The 15,720-nt window shown below is 64.8% G+C and carries 18 protein-coding genes; 4 read left to right on the top strand and 14 right to left on the bottom strand.

The genetic code is table 11. The features are described 5' to 3' along the window. Nucleotides 1–49: 49 nt before the first annotated feature. On the bottom strand, nt 50–577 hold the full coding sequence (locus tag Q1A53_RS14790; RefSeq protein ID WP_299968218.1) for a hypothetical protein: 528 nt from the start codon (nt 575–577) through the stop codon (nt 50–52). After that, nucleotides 574–1,305: a 16S rRNA (uracil(1498)-N(3))-methyltransferase gene (locus Q1A53_RS14785; RefSeq protein WP_299968216.1), complete on the bottom strand. Its 732-nt coding sequence runs from the start codon at nt 1,303–1,305 to the stop codon at nt 574–576. Before Q1A53_RS14785 ends, Q1A53_RS14790 begins: the two co-directional genes overlap by 4 nt. A 12-nt stretch (nt 1,306–1,317) precedes the next feature. Here Q1A53_RS14785 and ubiA point away from each other — a divergent pair, with 12 nt between their 5' ends. From ubiA to Q1A53_RS14770, 3 genes are all read left to right on the top strand, one after another. Beyond that, nucleotides 1,318–2,271 (top strand): 4-hydroxybenzoate octaprenyltransferase, encoded by a 954-nt coding sequence (gene ubiA / locus Q1A53_RS14780; protein ID WP_299968214.1) that lies wholly within the window; start codon nt 1,318–1,320, stop codon nt 2,269–2,271. A 61-nt stretch (nt 2,272–2,332) separates the two neighbouring features. Next, entirely contained in the window at nt 2,333–4,231 is a 1,899-nt protein-coding gene (locus Q1A53_RS14775; RefSeq protein WP_299968212.1) for an OmpA family protein, read from the top strand. Beyond that, on the top strand, nt 4,224–4,550 hold the full coding sequence (locus tag Q1A53_RS14770; RefSeq protein WP_299968210.1) for a hypothetical protein: 327 nt from the start codon (nt 4,224–4,226) through the stop codon (nt 4,548–4,550). The genes Q1A53_RS14775 and Q1A53_RS14770 overlap by 8 nt, the downstream gene beginning before the upstream one ends. Nucleotides 4,551–4,813: 263 nt before the next feature. Here the strand turns inward: Q1A53_RS14770 and Q1A53_RS14765 are convergent, their stop codons facing one another. From Q1A53_RS14765 to Q1A53_RS14710, 12 genes are all read right to left on the bottom strand, one after another. Beyond that, on the bottom strand, nt 4,814–5,260 hold the full coding sequence (locus Q1A53_RS14765; protein ID WP_299968208.1) for a universal stress protein: 447 nt from the start codon (nt 5,258–5,260) through the stop codon (nt 4,814–4,816). Between the two features lie 198 nt (nt 5,261–5,458). Then, on the bottom strand, nt 5,459–5,899 hold the full coding sequence (locus Q1A53_RS14760; protein WP_299968206.1) for a molybdenum cofactor biosynthesis protein MoaE: 441 nt from the start codon (nt 5,897–5,899) through the stop codon (nt 5,459–5,461). Next, the gene (gene moaD, locus Q1A53_RS14755; protein ID WP_299968204.1) at nt 5,899–6,144 is read right to left on the bottom strand and encodes a molybdopterin converting factor subunit 1; all 246 of its coding nucleotides are present in this window, start codon (nt 6,142–6,144) and stop codon (nt 5,899–5,901) included. The genes Q1A53_RS14760 and moaD overlap by 1 nt, the downstream gene beginning before the upstream one ends. Before the next feature lie 6 nt (nt 6,145–6,150). After that, on the bottom strand, nt 6,151–6,816 hold the full coding sequence (gene pgsA, locus Q1A53_RS14750) for a CDP-diacylglycerol--glycerol-3-phosphate 3-phosphatidyltransferase (protein ID WP_299968202.1): 666 nt from the start codon (nt 6,814–6,816) through the stop codon (nt 6,151–6,153). Nucleotides 6,817–6,955: 139 nt separating this feature from the next. Beyond that, complete coding sequence (gene uvrC, locus Q1A53_RS14745; protein WP_299968200.1) at nt 6,956–8,833, bottom strand: excinuclease ABC subunit UvrC; 1,878 nt, start codon at nt 8,831–8,833, stop codon at nt 6,956–6,958. 291 nt (nt 8,834–9,124) lie between these two features. Continuing rightward, the gene (locus Q1A53_RS14740) at nt 9,125–9,904 is read right to left on the bottom strand and encodes an SDR family oxidoreductase (protein WP_299968198.1); all 780 of its coding nucleotides are present in this window, start codon (nt 9,902–9,904) and stop codon (nt 9,125–9,127) included. Nucleotides 9,905–9,923: 19 nt separating this feature from the next. Next, entirely contained in the window at nt 9,924–10,868 is a 945-nt protein-coding gene (locus tag Q1A53_RS14735) for a calcium/sodium antiporter (RefSeq protein WP_299968441.1), read from the bottom strand. A 2-nt stretch (nt 10,869–10,870) separates the two neighbouring features. After that, nucleotides 10,871–11,041 carry a hypothetical protein gene (locus Q1A53_RS14730; RefSeq protein ID WP_299968196.1) on the bottom strand — a complete coding sequence of 57 codons (171 nt, stop codon included), beginning with the start codon at nt 11,039–11,041 and terminating at the stop codon, nt 10,871–10,873. Between the two features lie 6 nt (nt 11,042–11,047). Further along, nucleotides 11,048–11,845, bottom strand: a complete 798-nt coding sequence (locus Q1A53_RS14725) for a S49 family peptidase (RefSeq protein ID WP_299968194.1) — start codon at nt 11,843–11,845, stop codon at nt 11,048–11,050. A 69-nt stretch (nt 11,846–11,914) separates the two neighbouring features. After that, a complete protein-coding gene (locus tag Q1A53_RS14720; protein WP_299968192.1) occupies nt 11,915–12,676 on the bottom strand; it encodes an ABC transporter permease in 762 nt (253 codons plus the stop codon). Then, the gene (locus Q1A53_RS14715) at nt 12,673–13,611 is read right to left on the bottom strand and encodes an ABC transporter ATP-binding protein (protein ID WP_299968190.1); all 939 of its coding nucleotides are present in this window, start codon (nt 13,609–13,611) and stop codon (nt 12,673–12,675) included. The genes Q1A53_RS14720 and Q1A53_RS14715 overlap by 4 nt, the downstream gene beginning before the upstream one ends. Nucleotides 13,612–13,934: 323 nt before the next feature. Beyond that, nucleotides 13,935–14,897, bottom strand: a complete 963-nt coding sequence (locus Q1A53_RS14710) for an NADPH:quinone oxidoreductase family protein (RefSeq protein ID WP_299968188.1) — start codon at nt 14,895–14,897, stop codon at nt 13,935–13,937. 134 nt (nt 14,898–15,031) lie between these two features. Between Q1A53_RS14710 and Q1A53_RS14705 the strand changes: the two genes are divergently transcribed. Continuing rightward, complete coding sequence (locus Q1A53_RS14705; RefSeq protein WP_299968186.1) at nt 15,032–15,697, top strand: DUF1045 domain-containing protein; 666 nt, start codon at nt 15,032–15,034, stop codon at nt 15,695–15,697. Nucleotides 15,698–15,720: the final 23 nt, after the last annotated feature.

The following is a 15,720-nucleotide window of genomic DNA, read 5'->3' as shown; positions in this document are numbered from 1 at the left end:
TTTCCGCTGCCAGTCAGACCGTCAGGGATGAGCCGAAAATCCAGAGGTGTCAATGCACCGGCAGCCGCGTCACCCCCGCCGACCCGCGCCGCCAGATCACAACCGCGTGGCCGCCCTCGCGCTGCAACTCCTGCAGCATCCGCGCCGTCTGCAGCCCCGGCAGCGTGGCAAAGGCGTCGAAAAGCGCCTCCGCCCCATCCGCATTGGTCGGGATCATCAGGTCGGGCTGGCCCGGCTGGCTCAGCCGCCAGTGCGCGGGAAACTGCGCCCGGTCAAGGCTGAGCGCGGTCAGATCCTGCAGTGCAACGGCACCACCGGTCAGCGGGCCGAAATAGCGAATCTGCCCTTCGTCCACCTCCACCGTGCCGGGCCCCTGCCCGTCATTGCGAAACTGCGCACGCTGACCGCCGAGCCAGACCAGCGCCGCGCCTACCACCACCAAAGCGGCCCCCGGCAGCACCAAAAGTCGCCCCGGCCCCAGCAGCCACCACGCCCCCGTAATCACCAGGGCAACGCCCACCAATGCCTCGCGCCAGCGCCAGAGCGTCCGGCGGGCCTCAGGCCTCAGAAAGCTCACGCCCAGTCCCCCAACGCGCGCTGCCACAGCGCCATCGCCGCCACTGCCGCCGTATCCGCTCTCAGGATCCGCGGGCCGAGCGATACCGGATACGCCGCATCCATCCCCTGCAGCCGGCTGCGTTCCGGCGCGGAAAACCCGCCCTCCGGTCCGATCAGGATCGCCCAGGGACCGCGCTTGTCGGGCAGGCCAGTGCTGTCGCCCACCCGCGCCTCGTCGCAGAACAGGATCCGGCGCGCGGGCTCCCAGGCGCCCAGCAATTGGTCGAGCCGCACCATCTCCGCCACCTCGGGCACGTAGGTGCCGCCGCATTGCTCCGCCGCCTCCACCGCATGGGCCTGCAACCGGTCGCGCTGAATACGGCCCGCATTGGTGAAGGCCGTCTGCACCGGCAGAATGCGCCGAGCGCCCATCTCCGCGGCCTTTTCCACGATGAAATCGGTGCGCGCCTTCTTGATCGGCGCGAACATCAGCCACAGATCCGGCGGCATCTGCAGCGGGCGCGTCCGGCTGAGGACCGACAGCACGCCGCCGCGCTTGCCCGTCTCCGCGACCTCCGCCAGCCACTCGCCGCTCTGACCGTCAAAGAGCAGCACCTGCGCCCCCGCGCCCAGCCGCATCACCCCGAAAAGATAGTGCGCCTGCGCCCGCGACACAGGAACCGATTGCCCCTCGGCAAGCGCATGTTCTACAAAAAGCCGAACCTTGGCCGTGACCTGATTTTCCATGAGAGGGACCATATGCAAAGCCCGAAGCTGGCACCAGATGGTGCGGTCGCCGACGCGGTCCGGGGGAACTGGGTCGACACGCTGGCGCCTGCACCCGCGCGCCCCTACCTGCGGCTGAGCCGGGCGGATAGGCCCATCGGCACCTGGCTTTTGCTGCTGCCGTGCTGGTGGGGGCTGGCGCTGGCGATGCTGAACAGCGGTCGCGCGGGCTGGCACGATCTGTGGATCGCGGTGGGCTGTGCTGCCGGGGCCTGGCTGATGCGCGGTGCTGGCTGCACGTGGAACGACATCACCGACCGCAACATCGACGACCAGGTGGCCCGCACCCGCTCGCGCCCGATCCCCGCGGGTCAGGTCACCGTCAGCGGCGCGGCTGTCTGGATGTGCGCGCAATCGCTCATCGCCTTTTGCATCCTGCTCACCTTCCACCCCGCGGCCATCGCACTTGGCGTGCTGGCTCTGCTACCGGTGGCCGTCTACCCCTTTGCCAAACGTTTCACCTGGTGGCCGCAGGTCTTCCTCGGCCTCGCCTTCAACTGGGGCGCGCTGCTGGCCTGGGCCGCGCATAGCGGGACGCTGCAGGCCGCCCCCGTGCTGCTCTATGCGGCGGGCATCGCCTGGACGCTGTTCTACGATACCATCTACGCCCATCAGGACACGGAGGATGACGCGCTCATCGGCGTGAAATCCACCGCCCGGCTTTTCGGCGACCGCAGCGCCATATGGTTGCGCCGCTTTGCCGTGATCAGCGTCGGGCTGATGGCCGCGGCCGTACTGCTGAGTATGGGCTCCCCGCTCGCCACCGGCATCGCACTGGCAGCACCGCTGGGCCTTGGGCTGCACATGGCCTGGCAGCTCAGCCGTCTGGACACATCCGATACCGGCACCCTCCTGCGCCTCTTTCGCAGCAACCGGGACGCGGGCCTCATTGCCGCGGCGTTTTTCGCCGCTGCCCTGCTGGTATGATTGAAACCGCGCGCCCGGGGGCGTATCACCTGCCTAATCCTTTCGCAGATACGCAGGTCCCATGCCCCGATCCGCCACCCTCCTGAGCGCCGCCGCCTTTACCGGCGCAGCAGCGCTTGCGCTTTTCACTGCCAATGCCTCCGTTGAACTGGTCGAAGACAGCGCCGAGACACAGGTCCGCCGCGCGCTGGATGACAGCAACCTGACCTGGGCCGAGGTCGAGGCCGATGGCCTGCGGGTCCTCATTGCAGGCACCGCCCCCACCGAGGCGCTGCGCTTTGCCGCCCTCACCACCGCCGGAACGAGGGTCGACGCAGAGCGCATCATTGACGAGATGGAGGTTACCGCAGCCCGCGCCATCGCCCCGCCGCAGTTTTCGGCGGAGGTCTTGCGCACGGGCTCCGGTCTGTCGATCATCGGGCTGATCCCTGAGAGCACCGACCGAAACGCCCTCGTCGAAGGGTTCACCGCTGCCAGCGACCTGCCGCTCACCGACCTGCTGGAGACCGCCGACCACCCCGCGCCCGCAGGCTGGAACGAGGCGCTGGCCTTCGCCATCCGGGCGACCCGCGATCTGCCACGCGCCAAGATCTCAGTCGCCGCCGGTCGCGTCGCCGTCACCGCCACCGCCGAAAGCTCCGACGCCCGGCGCGAGCTGGAAGCCGCCCTCACCCGCACCGCGCCGCCGTCGCTGCGCCTCACCCTCAACATCACCGCACCGCGCCCGGTCATCACCCCCTTCACCCTGCGCTTTGTCATGGACGGCGAGGGCGCGCGTTTCGATGCCTGCTCCGCTGATACGGACGCGGCCCGCGATAGGCTCATGGCTGCAGCGACCGCCGCCGGCGCAGAGGATCCCGGCCCCTGCACCGTCGGTCTCGGCGTGCCGTCGATCACCTGGGGTGCGGCGGGCGAGACCGCGATCAACGCCCTCGCAGAACTGGGCGCAGGCAGCGTCACCTTCTCCGATGCGGATGTCACGCTGGTAGCCCCAAAGGGCACCGATCCGCGCCTTTTTGACCGGGTGGCAGGCGCGCTGCAGGCCGATCTGCCGGAGGTCTTCGTGCTGCACGCGGTGCTGCCCGCCAGCGCCACGCCAGAGGCCGAACCACCGGAATTCACCGCGACCCTCAGCCCCGAAGGACAGGTGCAGCTGCGCGGCCGGTTGCCCGGCGAAGAGATGCGCAGCGTCGCCGATAGCTTTGCCCGCGCGAAATTCGGCTCCGAGAATGTCTATACCGCGGCGCGCATCGGTCAGGACATGCCGGCTGACTGGTCCAAACGCGTCCTTACCGGACTGCAGGCTCTCTCCTATCTGGACAACGGCGCTGTCACCGTGACCGGCGAGGCCATCACCCTCTCGGGGGCCACGGGCAACACCGCAGCCCGGGCCGATATCGCCCGCTTCATGGCCGACAAACTGGGACAGGACAGCACATACGCCATCGATGTGGTCTATCTCGAAGCGCTCGACCCGCTCGCCGGTCTGCCCACACCGCAGGAATGCGAGGCCGAGATCGGGACCATCGCCGCCGCGTCCAAGATCACGTTCGAACCCGGCAGCGCCACCATCGACGACAGCGCGCTGGCCACCATGGACAGCATCGCCGATGTGTTGAAAGACTGTGGCGACATCCGGCTCGAAGTGCAGGGCCACACGGACAGCCAGGGCCGGGAGGAGATGAACCTCGCGCTCAGTCAGGCGCGCGCCGAATCAGTCCTCAATGAGCTGCGCGCCCGGCGGGTGCTGACCACCGGTTTTCTGGCCAAGGGCTATGGCGAGGCGACCCCCGTCGCCGACAACGGCACGGAGGCGGGCCGCGAGGCCAACCGCCGCATCGAATTTCGCCTGATCGAGACCGCAGGCCCCCCTGCTCCTGGCGATCTTCCGCTGGAAAATGCCGCTGAAACCGGCGATGCTGCAACGGCAGACGGGTCTGAGGAAGCTGGTGATGAGTAGAACGGAATTCGTGGTGGCAACGGCGGTCATTCTTTTTGTGGCCTTTGCCCTGGGGTGGTTCGCCAACTGGCTGGTTCACCGCTTCACCCGGGTTGCCGCCGATGATGTGGCCCAGCTCGACCGCATGAGCCAGGAGCTGCACGCAGCCGAAGAAACCCGCGATCAGGCCATCACTTATGTGGAGCAGCGCGAAGCGGAGCTGACCACCAGGCTGGCCCAGACCGAAGCGGAGCTGCGCGCCGCCATGGACGGGCTGCGCGATGCCCGGTTCGAGGCAGAAGACCTGCGCGCCCGGCTGAACCGCGAAAACGTCGGCTGACCCAGTCAGTCGCGCGATCTGGTTGTACAGATTATTGGCTTGAGGCGACAGAAGCAGGGCGCGCTCCGCCGCCCGCCTGTCCTCCTTTGGGGGCGTACCGAACGTAAGTTACCCCCGACGCTCAAAGCCTTTGATCGAAAAACACAGCCCCCGATTTAGATCGGGGGCTGTGCGGGTCCGGTGAACCGAATGCCGGTCTCAAACCTACGCCGTGACACGCCTCGCAATACCTGCCCTGGTCTGCGTCCGGTCCGGTGACGCCTTCAGGCCACGGTCAGATGGGCGCATTTGGCCAGATGCCCCACCTGCTGAGAGGTACTGCCCAGCACCAGCGCGGTGAGGTTTCCCAAACCCCGCCGCCCCGTGACGATGAGATCCGAGCCTATCTGCTCCGCATGATCCAGAAGCGCCTGTGCCGGATCGCCCTCACCCACATGGGTGATAGGTGCCGCGCAGCCCATATCGGCGGCAATTCCGCAGGCCTGTTCCATCAGCTTGGCCTCGGCCTTGGCGATCTGGTCGGGGTGCGGCATCGTTGTGGCCACGTGGTAGCCCGACACTGCCCCTAGGGCAAAGGCAACGGTCTCGGGCTTGGGCGTATGACAGATATGGACCTCCGCGTCATACTTCTGGGCCATATCGCAGGCCAGTCGCAGCGCGTTCTCCGACGGGGGCGATCCATCGAAACCTACCGTTATTCTGCTAAACATATCTGCTCTCTCCTCTCCAGTTTGGGGTTCGGTCAGAACCATAAAGAGAGTGCGGCAGCGCCGCCTTGACCCACATCAAGAAGGTCCTCGAAAGGCTGATCTACCACAGGAAATCTGAGCTTTTTCAAAGGTCAGAAGGGCTTCGAGGATACGCACCCGGATCTGAAAAACGCAGCCCTTCAATGCCGGAAACGGCCCCTACCAGCGGGTCAGCGCCGCCTCGTCCTCATCGCGCGCCGCCACCCAGGCCGCCCCGTCCTCGGTCACTTCGCGTTTCCAGAAGGGAGCGCGAGATTTGAGGTAATCCATCAGGAACTCTGCCGCCTCGAACGCATCCTTGCGATGCCGCGACGCGGTGGCCACCATCATGATCTGCGCCCCGGGGGCCAGCCTGCCGTAGCGGTGGATGACCAGCACATCGCCCAGAGACCAGCGCGCGCAGGCCTGCTCCGAGATGTCGCGAAGGGCACTTTCGGTCATGCCGGGGTAATGCTCGATCTCCATATGCCTGAGGGTCCCGCCGCCCCCGCGCACCACGCCGGTAAAGCTCACCACAGCGCCCATATCGGCCTGCGCCGCGGTAAAGCGGTTGACCTCGGCACCCAGATCGAACGGCGCCTCCTGCACGCGGATGCGCATCAGCCGCCGGTCATCGGTGGAAAGAACGCCACCTCGCGCACGCCCGCAAGCGGCGCATCGAAATCGCTCAGCTCCTGATCCAGCGCCACCCGCAGGGCCGAGCGGTCGGCAAAGGCCGCAGCGTAGCGTTCCTCGCGCGCGACCAGCTCATCCACCAGCTCTGCCACGGTTGCGGCCTCGCTGGCCACCTCCTCGCGCGGCAATCCGATCCGCTCGCGCACCCAGGCGAAATACAGCACGTTCATCCGCAGTCATCCTTTCAAATAGGGGGCCGATTTCCGGAAGTAATCGAAACCCGAAATCATCGTCAAACCCGCAGCGATCCACAGCATCCAAAGTCCGATACGCCCCGCCCAGGTCATCGCATGGAAGAACCAGCGCAGACCGTGCACGTCCTCGACCTCACCGGACATCACCTGGGCAATCAGCGCGGCATCCATACCGTAGCTGTTCATCACCAGATGATGTTCGAAGATCCCGCGCGAAAACAAGACCGCGATGGCCACCATCTGCGCGGTTGTCTTCCATTTGGCCAGCGAAGTCACCTTGAGCGTTCCGGCCGTGTCGCCCAGAAACTCCCGCAGACCCGACACGAAAACCTCCCGAAAAAGGATCATTGTCGCAGGCAGCACCAGCCAGGGCGTCCAGTAGACATCGGAAAATCCGACGATCACCATAAGCGCGATCACCACCATCGCCTTGTCCGCGATCGGATCCAGCATGGCGCCCAGCTTGGTCTCCTGCTTCCAGGCCCGCGCGAGATACCCGTCAAACCAGTCGGTCACGGCAGCAAAGACAAACAGGATAAGCGCGAACCAATCCGCATAAGGCCGGGTGAAATAGAGAAACATGACCGCCACCATGGGCGCCGCAACGAGCCGCACGATCGTCAGAATGTTGGGGAGGGTCAGCGTCATGGCGTCACCCTACACCGGCACCTCACGGGGTAAAAGCGCCTCCGCTCCCGCGACCGGCTGAAACTGACCGAGCGGGCCCCGCGGCGCGGCGGCAAGGCTTTTGCAAAAGCCTTTCCCGCGCACCACTCCAGCGCCAGCGCTAGCCCCGCTCGTGAAAAAAATCATAGATTTTTTCCGCCAGCGCCCCGGACACGCCCTCCACCGCCTTCAGATCGGCAAGGTTCGCGCGCGCCACCGCCTTGGCGGAGCCGAAATGCGCCAGCAGCGCGCGTTTGCGCGCCGCCCCCACGCCCGGCACGTCATCCAGCGGCGTCGCCCCCACCGATTTCGCGCGTTTCGCCCGGTGCGTGCCAATCGCGAAACGGTGCGCCTCATCGCGCAGGCGCTGGACAAAATAGAGCACCGGATCATTGTGCCGGAGCGCGAAAGGCTGCTTGCCGGTGCGGTGGAACTCCTCCTTGCCCGCGTCGCGATCCAGCCCCTTGGCCACACCGACCATCGGGATATCCTCGACACCGAATTCGGTCATGATCTCGCGTACCGCACTCACCTGCCCCGCGCCACCGTCGATCAACAGCAGGTCCGGCCAGTGCCCCTCCTTGCGCTCGGGATCCTCCTTGATCAACCGCTTGAACCGGCGTGTCAGCACTTCCTTCATCATCCCGAAGTCATCCCCGGGGGTCAGCGCATCGCCGCGGATATTGAATTTGCGGTACTGGTTCTTCAGGAACCCCTCGGGCCCCGCCACGATCATGGCCCCCACGGCAAAGGCGCCCTGGATGTGGCTGTTGTCATAGACCTCGACGCGGGCGGGCGGTGCCTCCAGCCCGAAGGCCTCCGCCAGCCCCTTCAGCAGCTTCGTCTGCGTGGCACTCTCGGCCATCTTGCGTGCCAGGCTCTCGCGCGCATTGCGCAGCGCGCCACCCACCAGCTCCGCCTTCTCCCCGCGCTGCGGCACCAGCAACTCCACCTTGCGTCCCAGCTTGCCACTCAGCGCCTCGGCCATCAGATCGGGGTTCTCGATCCCGTGGCTCAGGATCAGCTGTCGCGGCGGCTCTCGCGTGTCGTAGAACTGACCGACGAAAGCCTCCAGCACCTCCGCCTCGGCCACGTGATCGCCCACCCGCGGGTAGTAATCCCGGTTGCCCCAGTTCTGTCCCGCGCGGATAAAGAAGACCTGCACGCAGGCCTGCCCACCGTCCAGATGCAACGCGATCACGTCGGCCTCCTGCACCGTCTGCGGGTTGATCCCCTGCACCGTCTGCACCTGGGTCAGCGCCTTGATCCGGTCGCGCAGTGCCGCCGCCCGCTCGAACTCCATCGCCTCGGAGGCCGCCTGCATCTCGCCCGCCAGCCGCGCCTGAATATCGGTGGTCTTGCCGGTCAGGAACTTCTCGGCGTCCTTCACCGTCTGGCCATAGTCCGCCGGGTCTATCTTGCCCACGCAAGGGGCAGAGCACCGCTTGATCTGGTACTGCAGACAGGGGCGCGTGCGGCTCTCGAACATCGCGTTGGAACAATCGCGCAGCAGGAACACCCGCTGCAACTGGTTCAGCGTCCGGTTCACCGCCCCCGCGCTCGCGAAAGGCCCGTAATAGGCGCCCTTCTCCTTCTTCGCCCCGCGATGCTTCTTGATCTGCGGATAGTCATGCTCCGCCGTGACCAGAATGTTGGGAAAGCTCTTGTCGTCGCGCAGCAGCACGTTGAACTTGGGCTTGAGCTGCTTGATCAGGTTCTGCTCCAGCAGCAGCGCCTCGGTCTCGGTCCGGGTCGTCAGGAACATCATCGACGCCGTCATGGAGATCATCCGCGCGATCCGCGGGCTGTGCCCGGTCATCCGCGCGTAATTGCTCACACGCGCGCGTAGGTTGCGCGCCTTGCCCACGTAGAGCACGCGGCTCTCGGCATCCAGCATCCGGTACACGCCGGGGGAGCTGTCGAGGGTGCGCAGATACCCCTGGATCACGTCCGGGCCGGTGAGCACCGGGGCCTGCTCTGCTTCAGGGTCTGACGTCATGCTGCCTCATCGTGATTCTGCCGCTTCGCTGCAATGTAGCGTACGTAACTGCAAGCCTTAAGCTGTCCACGATTGCTGTGGATAACTCTGACCATAACTTCTGGGCACCGGGAAATTTTCGTTGCAGTTTCGGCATTTCAGCGATTTGCCTAAAATTTGAGCAAGTTTTCAGGCCATTGATTTCAAACAATATTTTCTTTTTATCCGTGCAAGGGACTGAAAACAAAGGCCTTTTGGTAACGGATTTGTAACACTCATTAAGCCCGTGCAAAACTTTGGTCGGCCTCTGGTCTACTCCACGCCCAGCACGTCCGGCGTCTGCCAGGCCAGGTGCTGGCCGCCATCGACACACAGCAGCTGTCCGGTGATGGCCGGCGCATCCAGAAAGTACCCCAAGGCCGCCGTGATATCGCCCGGATTGGCCCCGCGACCCAAGGTTGTGCTGGCCCGCTGCGTGGCGAAATGTTCCGCCGACTGGCGCGCGCCCTGCAGCGTCGGGCCGGGTCCGATGGCGTTGACCCGGATCGCGGGCGCCAGCGCCTGCGCGGTCGTCTGCGTCATTGCCCAGAGGCCCATCTTGGCCAGCGTGTAGGTCATGAACTCAGGCGTCAGCTTGCGCACGCGCTGGTCGATCATGTTGACGATCAGCCCCGCCGCCTGAGGCTCACCCGCGTCATCGGTCAGCGGTGCTATCCCTTGCGCGGCCACCTTTTGTGTCAGAATGAAAGGCGCGCGCAGATTGCTCTGCATGTGGCGGTCCCAGCTCTCCCGGGTGGCGCTGGTCACGCTATCGTATTCAAAGATCGACGCGTTGTTGATCAGGCAGGTGACCGGCCCGCCAAACGCAGCTGCCGCCTGGGCAAACAGCGCCTCCGTCTGGGCATCGTCGAGCAGATCCGCCTGCAACGCCACCGCCCGACCGCCCGCTGCCGTGATCTCTGCCACCCCGGCTTCCGCCCCCTCGCGCGAGGCAGCATAGTGCAACACTACGTCAAGACCGCGTTTCGCCAGAAATACTGCCATGGCGCGACCCAACCTGTGCCCCGCGCCCGTTACCAATGCTGTGCCCATCCCGGCCCCTTCCGCTCGTTCAGCCCAGGACGATGACCATATAGGCGAGGTAGAGCCCGGTCAGGATCACGCCCCAGACCCGCGTGATGTTCCAACTGAAGTAGACGAAGGGCACCAAAAGGACAGAGGCGCCCAGCATCACCCATAAATCAAATGTCAAAAAGCTGCGATCCACCGGGATCGGACCGACCAGACTGGCGATGCCGATGATGGCCAGCAGGTTGAACAGGTTCGACCCGATCACATTGCCCAGGGCAACATCGGCCTGCCGCCGCAGCGCCGCCATAACCGTGGTCGCAAGCTCCGGCAGCGAGGTACCGATCGCCACCAGCGTCAAGCCGATCACCGTGTCGGAGACACCATAGGTCTTGGCGATGATCGTGGCATTCTCCACCAGCAGGCTGGCGCCCAGTGGCAGACCCGCCAGCCCCAGCAGCAAAAAAACCGCGATGCGCCAGCCGGGCATGTCGGGATCTGCCCCTTCGGGTTCTTCCTCGTCATCGTCCTTGCAGGCCTGCCGGTGCCGGTGCGCATCGCGAAAGGCGTCCCCCAGCATCAAGGCCAGCCCCGCCAGCAGGATCAGCCCGGCGATCCAGTCAAAGACCCCGCGAAACGCCAGCGCAATAAAGAGCAGGCTGCCCGCGATCATCACCGCAAAGGTCTTGCGCGTGTTGCATTCGGCCGTGTGCATGGTCGCCAGCAGGGCAGGCACCCCCAGCACCAGCAGCACATTGGCCGTGTTCGAGCCCACCACATTGCCAAGTGCCAGCCCCGGCGCCCCATCCAGAATTGCCTGAACGGAAATCAAAAGCTCCGGCGCCGAGGTGCCGAAGGCCACGATCGTGAGGCTGACAATCAGCGCAGGCACCCCCAGCCGCAGGCTGAGATTGACGGCGCCCTTTACCAGCGCATCGCCCGCAAGCAGCAGCAGGATCAGACCAAAGCCGCACAACACCCACGGCATGATCATGACCGCTCCCCCTTCCCGCAGGGACAGGGTCCGCGCCCGATCCGGTAGCGCCCGCAGGCCCGGCATTTCGCGCGGCTCAGCCGGCCGCCCCCCAGCCAGTGCATCTTGCCGAAAAACCCCAGCACGACGATCACGACGAGGAACAGCGAAACGATCTTGAATATCATGCGGGGCTAAAGTCCGAATTGCGCAAAGGCGCTGCGTTCTTCGAGCCCATGCAGCGCATCGCCCGCCATCTGCGCGCCAAACCGTGCCAACCACGGCTTGCGGATTTCATAGCGCCGAAACCTTACCTTTTCGCCAAATCGCTCCTGCATCATCGGCTTGAGATGCCCGATGCCGTCGATCAGCCCCAGCTCGGTCGCCTTTCGCGCGAGCCAGACCTCGCCCGTGAAGAGATCACGATCCTCCGGCAGCTTGCCGCCCCGCCGCGCGCTCACATGCGCCTTGAAGGTGCCGTGGATGTCCTCCAGCAGGTCTTTCAGCCGCGCCACATCCTCTTCGTTCTCGGGGCGGAACGGATCCAGCATGCTCTTGGATTTGCCAGCGGTATAGACCCGCCGCTCGATCCCGTAACGCCCGATCAGCTCATGCGCCCCGAAGGAGGCCGAGATCACACCAATGGACCCCACGACCGAACAGGCATCGCCGTAGATCTCATCCGCCGCCGCCGCGAGCCAGTACCCGCCCGAGGCCGCCACATCCTCCACAAAGGCAATGACGGGGATCTCCTTTTCCTCCGCCAGCCGCCGGATCCGCGCTCCGATCAGCGAGGATTGCACGGGGCTGCCACCGGGGGAATTGATCTGCAGCGCCACCGCCGCGGGCTTGCCCCGGCTGAAGGCTTTTTCGATCACCGGTGCCAGGCTCGCATCGTTCAGCGTGCCGCGACCGGAGGCGCTGATCATGCCTGACAGCCGAAGAACGGCAACTGTTGGGTCTGATTTGACGAAAGGGATCCAGCGTTTCATGAGGACCCATGTAGATTGGCGCCCCCCCGCAAACAAGGCGGCGCGACCAGAGAGTTTCGCTCTGCGGCTTTATTGCCGAAGCCGCCAGCCGGTCTTGAAAATCCACCACACGACCGCCATGCAGAGCGCCGTGAACCCCGCAATGGCCAGCAGCGAGACGGCAATCGGCACATCCGCCGTACCGAAGAAGGACCACCGGAAGCCTGAAATCAGGTAAACCACCGGGTTGAAATAGGAAATCTTCTGCCAGACAGGCGGCAGCATGGAGATCGAATAGAACGCTCCGCCCAGAAACACCAGGGGCGTGACCACCAGCAGCGGCACCAGCTGCAACTGCTCGAAATTGGTGGCCCAGATCCCGATGATGAACCCCAACAGCGCAAAGCTCAGCGCGGTCAGGAGCAGAAATCCGACCATCGCAAAGGGATGCGCGATGGAAATATCGACAAAGAAGAACGCCGTGATCAGGATGATCACCCCGATGAACAGCGCCTTGGTCGCCGCAGCGCCCACGTAGCCCGCCACGATCTCCAGAAAGTTCACCGGCGCGGATAAAAGCTCGTAGATGGTGCCCACGAATTTCGGAAAATAGATGCCGAAGGACGCGTTGGAGATCCCTTGGGTGATCACCGACAGCATGATCAGCCCCGGCACGATGAACGCGCCGTAGCTCACACCCTCGATCTGGTCGATGCGGCTGCCGATGGCCGCGCCGAAGACCACGAAATAGAGCGACGTGGACAACACCGGCGAGATGAAGCTCTGCGCAAGCGTTCGGAAAAATCGCGCCATTTCAAAAAGATAAATGGCCTTGATCGCCGTGAAATTCATGCCGCATCTCCCGGTTCTTCGTGCACCAGCCCGACAAAGATGTCCTCCAGACTGCTCTGCCGTGTGGCCACGTCGCGCAGCACCAGCCCGGCCTCGGACACGTCCCGCAAGAGCTTGGTGATGCCCGTACGCTCGCCCCGCGTGTCGTAGGAATAGCGCAGGGTGCAGCCATCCTCGCACAGCACCAGATCATAGCCCGACAGCGCCTGCGGCACCGCTTCCAGTCGTTCCGTCAGCTGCACGTCGAGCTGTTTTTGCCCCATGCGCGCCATCAGCCGCTCCTTCTCCTCGACCAACAGCAACTCGCCCTTGGCGATCACGCCGATGCGGTCGGCGATGGCCTCGGCCTCCTCGATGTAATGGGTTGTCAGCACGATGGTCACGCCATCGGCCTTCAGCCCCTCGACGATCTCCCACATGTCGCGGCGCAGCTCCACATCCACGCCCGCCGTTGGCTCATCCAGAAACAGCAGCCGCGGATCGTGGCTCAGCGCCTTGGCGATCAGGACCCGCCGCTTCATCCCGCCCGACAGCTCGCGGATCTGGTTGTCGCGCTTGTCCCACAGCGACAGCTGCCGCAGGATCCGCTCGATCACCGCATCGTCCTGCGGTTTGCCAAACAGCCCGCGGGAGAATTTGACCGTGTTCTTGACCCGCTCAAAGGGTTCCAGGTTGATCTCCTGCGGGACGAGGCCGATCATGCTGCGCGCCGCGCGGAAATCGCTGATGATGTCGTGCCCGCCCACCGTGACACTGCCCGAGGTCGCCATGGTAATCCCGCACACGGTCGAGATCAGCGTGGTCTTGCCCGCGCCATTGGGCCCCAGTAACGCGATGATCTCGCCTTGCGCGATCTCCAGATCCACGCCCTTGAGCGCCTCGAACCCGTCCGCATAGGCCTTGCGCAGACCCTTGATCTGAAGAATTGGCTGCATTGATGGTATCCGCTCCGGTTCTCTTCTCAGCTGCACACTAAGGCGCAGAGACATCCAATAACAGCGCAGCCGCGCACAGACAACGGCGCAGTCTGTGCGGCGGTGCCCGCGGGGCGCAACCCGGCGCGCGCCGGGTTCACCGCCCCGTAACAGAGCGCGGCGCGCGGTCTGTTAAACGCCCCGATACCGTCAGGCGCACCGACAGAATACCGACGTGATACCGACACGATACCGACGTGGCCAATGCCCTGAAATCACGGCATCAACGTGGGTTTTGAGCGGATGCGCACGCCGCGCGGCGTGCGTGTTGCGCGCGCGGCGCGTTAAGCGATCCGGATCACCACCTTGCCCGTCGCCTGCCGCGTCCTGAGCAAGTCGAGCCCCTCGTTCGCCTCTTCCAAGGGCAGCACGTGGCTCACATGCGGCTTGATCCGCCCGTCCACATACCACTCCGTCAGAACCCGAAAACTGTCCGTCAGAACGCTCGGCTTCACCCGGGTGTATCCGCCCCAGTAAAACCCGATGACGGTCAGGTTCTTGACCAGCAGATGATTGGCCGGGATCTGCGGCACCTCCCCACTGGCAAAGCCCAGGGGGATCAGCCGCGCCTCGGGGTTGCAGGCCCGCATCGCCGCCTTGAAGAGATCGCCGCCAATCGGGTCATAGACCACATCGGCACCGCCCAAGCCTTTGACAACGCTGCGCAAATCATCCGCATCAGAATCGATGACATGATCCGCCCCGGCCTGCTTTGCCACCGCGAGCTTTTCTGCGCCCCGGGCCACCGCGATCACCTCGGCCCCCATCAGCTTGCCCAGTTCCACCGCCGTGAGCCCGATGCCCCCCGACGCCCCCAACACCAAGAGCCGCTCGCCCGGTTTCAGATGCGCCTTGTAGTCCAGCGCCACATGGCTGGTGCCATAGGCAATCAGGAAGGCCGCGGCATCCTCATCACTCATGGCGTCGGGGATCGGCACGCAGATATTGGCGTCAATCGCTGCGTGCTCCGCCAGCGCGTTGAACCCGCAATAAGCTGCCACCCGCTGGCCTGCCTGCAGTGTCTCGACCCCCGCGCCCACCGCCGTCACCGTCCCACAAAGCTCCATCCCGAGCGTGAAGGGCACCTCGGGCCGCTCCTGGTAAGTCCCTTTGATTGCAAGCAAATCCCCGAAGTTCAGACCGCAGGTATGCACCTTGACCTGCACCTGCCCTGCCCCTGGATCCGGTGTCGGGATGTCGCTCATTTGCAGGGGCTGGCCCAGCTCTGTGACTTGCATGGCACGCATGGAAAACCTCGCTGATAGATGCGCTGACAAGGCCAGAACTGCCGCCCCTTGGCAAGGCCCCCGGCGCAAGGATTGGCGCGGCCCCGCAAAGATGGCATGACAGGGTCGCGCATCTTGGCAGAAGGATCCGGCCCATGGTCTACACCCGCTATGGCATCTATTTCACACCACGCCCCGGCCCCTTCGCGGATGCGGGCGCGGCCTGGCTGGGGTGGGATATCGCCCACGGCAGAGCTGTCGGGACCCCCGACGACCGCATCACGAAACGTCCTAGAAAATACGGTTTTCACGGGACCATCAAACCACCCTTTCGCCTGTCCGAGGGTCAAAATCTCGAAGCATTGCAAGAGGCTACCGCAAAGCTCGCCGCCACGCTGGCACCTGTCGCCCTCGACGGTGTGACACTCGATCGCATCGGCCGTTTTCTGGCCCTCACACCTGTCGGCGACACCCGCCCGCTGGGCGATCTGGCAGCCGAAGTCGTCCGCACCCTCGACGTCTTCCGTGCACCGCCCGATGCAGCCGAACTGGCCCGCCGGCGGCAGTCAGGCCTGACCCCGCTGCAGGAACGCAACCTGCAGGAGTGGGGCTACCCTCACGTGATGGAGGCGTTCCGCTTCCATATGACCCTGACCGGACCCTTGCCGGCCGAATTGCAGGGCAAGGTCACCAGCGATGCCGTCGCCCATTTCGGAGACCTGCCACCCCGGCCCTTTCTCATCGACAGCCTGACCCTGGCGGGAGAGGCGGAGGGCGGGTTTTTCCATGAAATTCAGCGGCATAGCCTAGGCCGGGGCTAGAAAGCCCCGTTGAGCCCAAGCGC

Origin of the sequence: uncultured Roseobacter sp. (genome assembly GCF_947496515.1) — a bacterium.
Taxonomy (GTDB): Bacteria; Pseudomonadota; Alphaproteobacteria; order Rhodobacterales; family Rhodobacteraceae; genus Roseobacter.
The sequence above is the reverse complement of the archived record's forward strand: the minus strand, read 5'-3'. Positions and strand labels throughout refer to the sequence as shown.

Bases quoted from the DNA above. Each gene is read 5' to 3' on its own strand.
- ubiA (WP_299968214.1), top strand. From the start codon at position 1,318: ATGCAAAGCCCGAAGCTGGCACCAGATGGTGCGGTCGCCGACGCGGTC.
- moaD (WP_299968204.1), bottom strand. From the start codon at position 6,144: ATGAACGTGCTGTATTTCGCCTGGGTGCGCGAGCGGATCGGATTGCCG.
- Q1A53_RS14705 (WP_299968186.1), top strand. From the start codon at position 15,032: ATGGTCTACACCCGCTATGGCATCTATTTCACACCACGCCCCGGCCCC.
- Q1A53_RS14710 (WP_299968188.1), bottom strand. From the start codon at position 14,897: ATGCGTGCCATGCAAGTCACAGAGCTGGGCCAGCCCCTGCAAATGAGC.
- Q1A53_RS14760 (WP_299968206.1), bottom strand. From the start codon at position 5,899: ATGCGCATCCGCGTGCAGGAGGCGCCGTTCGATCTGGGTGCCGAGGTC.
- Q1A53_RS14740 (WP_299968198.1), bottom strand. From the start codon at position 9,904: ATGGGCACAGCATTGGTAACGGGCGCGGGGCACAGGTTGGGTCGCGCC.
- Q1A53_RS14775 (WP_299968212.1), top strand. From the start codon at position 2,333: ATGCCCCGATCCGCCACCCTCCTGAGCGCCGCCGCCTTTACCGGCGCA.
- Q1A53_RS14785 (WP_299968216.1), bottom strand. From the start codon at position 1,305: ATGGAAAATCAGGTCACGGCCAAGGTTCGGCTTTTTGTAGAACATGCG.
- Q1A53_RS14735 (WP_299968441.1), bottom strand. From the start codon at position 10,868: ATGCCGTGGGTGTTGTGCGGCTTTGGTCTGATCCTGCTGCTGCTTGCG.
- Q1A53_RS14715 (WP_299968190.1), bottom strand. From the start codon at position 13,611: ATGCAGCCAATTCTTCAGATCAAGGGTCTGCGCAAGGCCTATGCGGAC.
- uvrC (WP_299968200.1), bottom strand. From the start codon at position 8,833: ATGACGTCAGACCCTGAAGCAGAGCAGGCCCCGGTGCTCACCGGCCCG.
- pgsA (WP_299968202.1), bottom strand. From the start codon at position 6,816: ATGACGCTGACCCTCCCCAACATTCTGACGATCGTGCGGCTCGTTGCG.
- Q1A53_RS14720 (WP_299968192.1), bottom strand. From the start codon at position 12,676: ATGAATTTCACGGCGATCAAGGCCATTTATCTTTTTGAAATGGCGCGA.
- Q1A53_RS14770 (WP_299968210.1), top strand. From the start codon at position 4,224: ATGAGTAGAACGGAATTCGTGGTGGCAACGGCGGTCATTCTTTTTGTG.
- Q1A53_RS14730 (WP_299968196.1), bottom strand. From the start codon at position 11,041: ATGATATTCAAGATCGTTTCGCTGTTCCTCGTCGTGATCGTCGTGCTG.
- Q1A53_RS14765 (WP_299968208.1), bottom strand. From the start codon at position 5,260: ATGTTTAGCAGAATAACGGTAGGTTTCGATGGATCGCCCCCGTCGGAG.
- Q1A53_RS14725 (WP_299968194.1), bottom strand. From the start codon at position 11,845: ATGAAACGCTGGATCCCTTTCGTCAAATCAGACCCAACAGTTGCCGTT.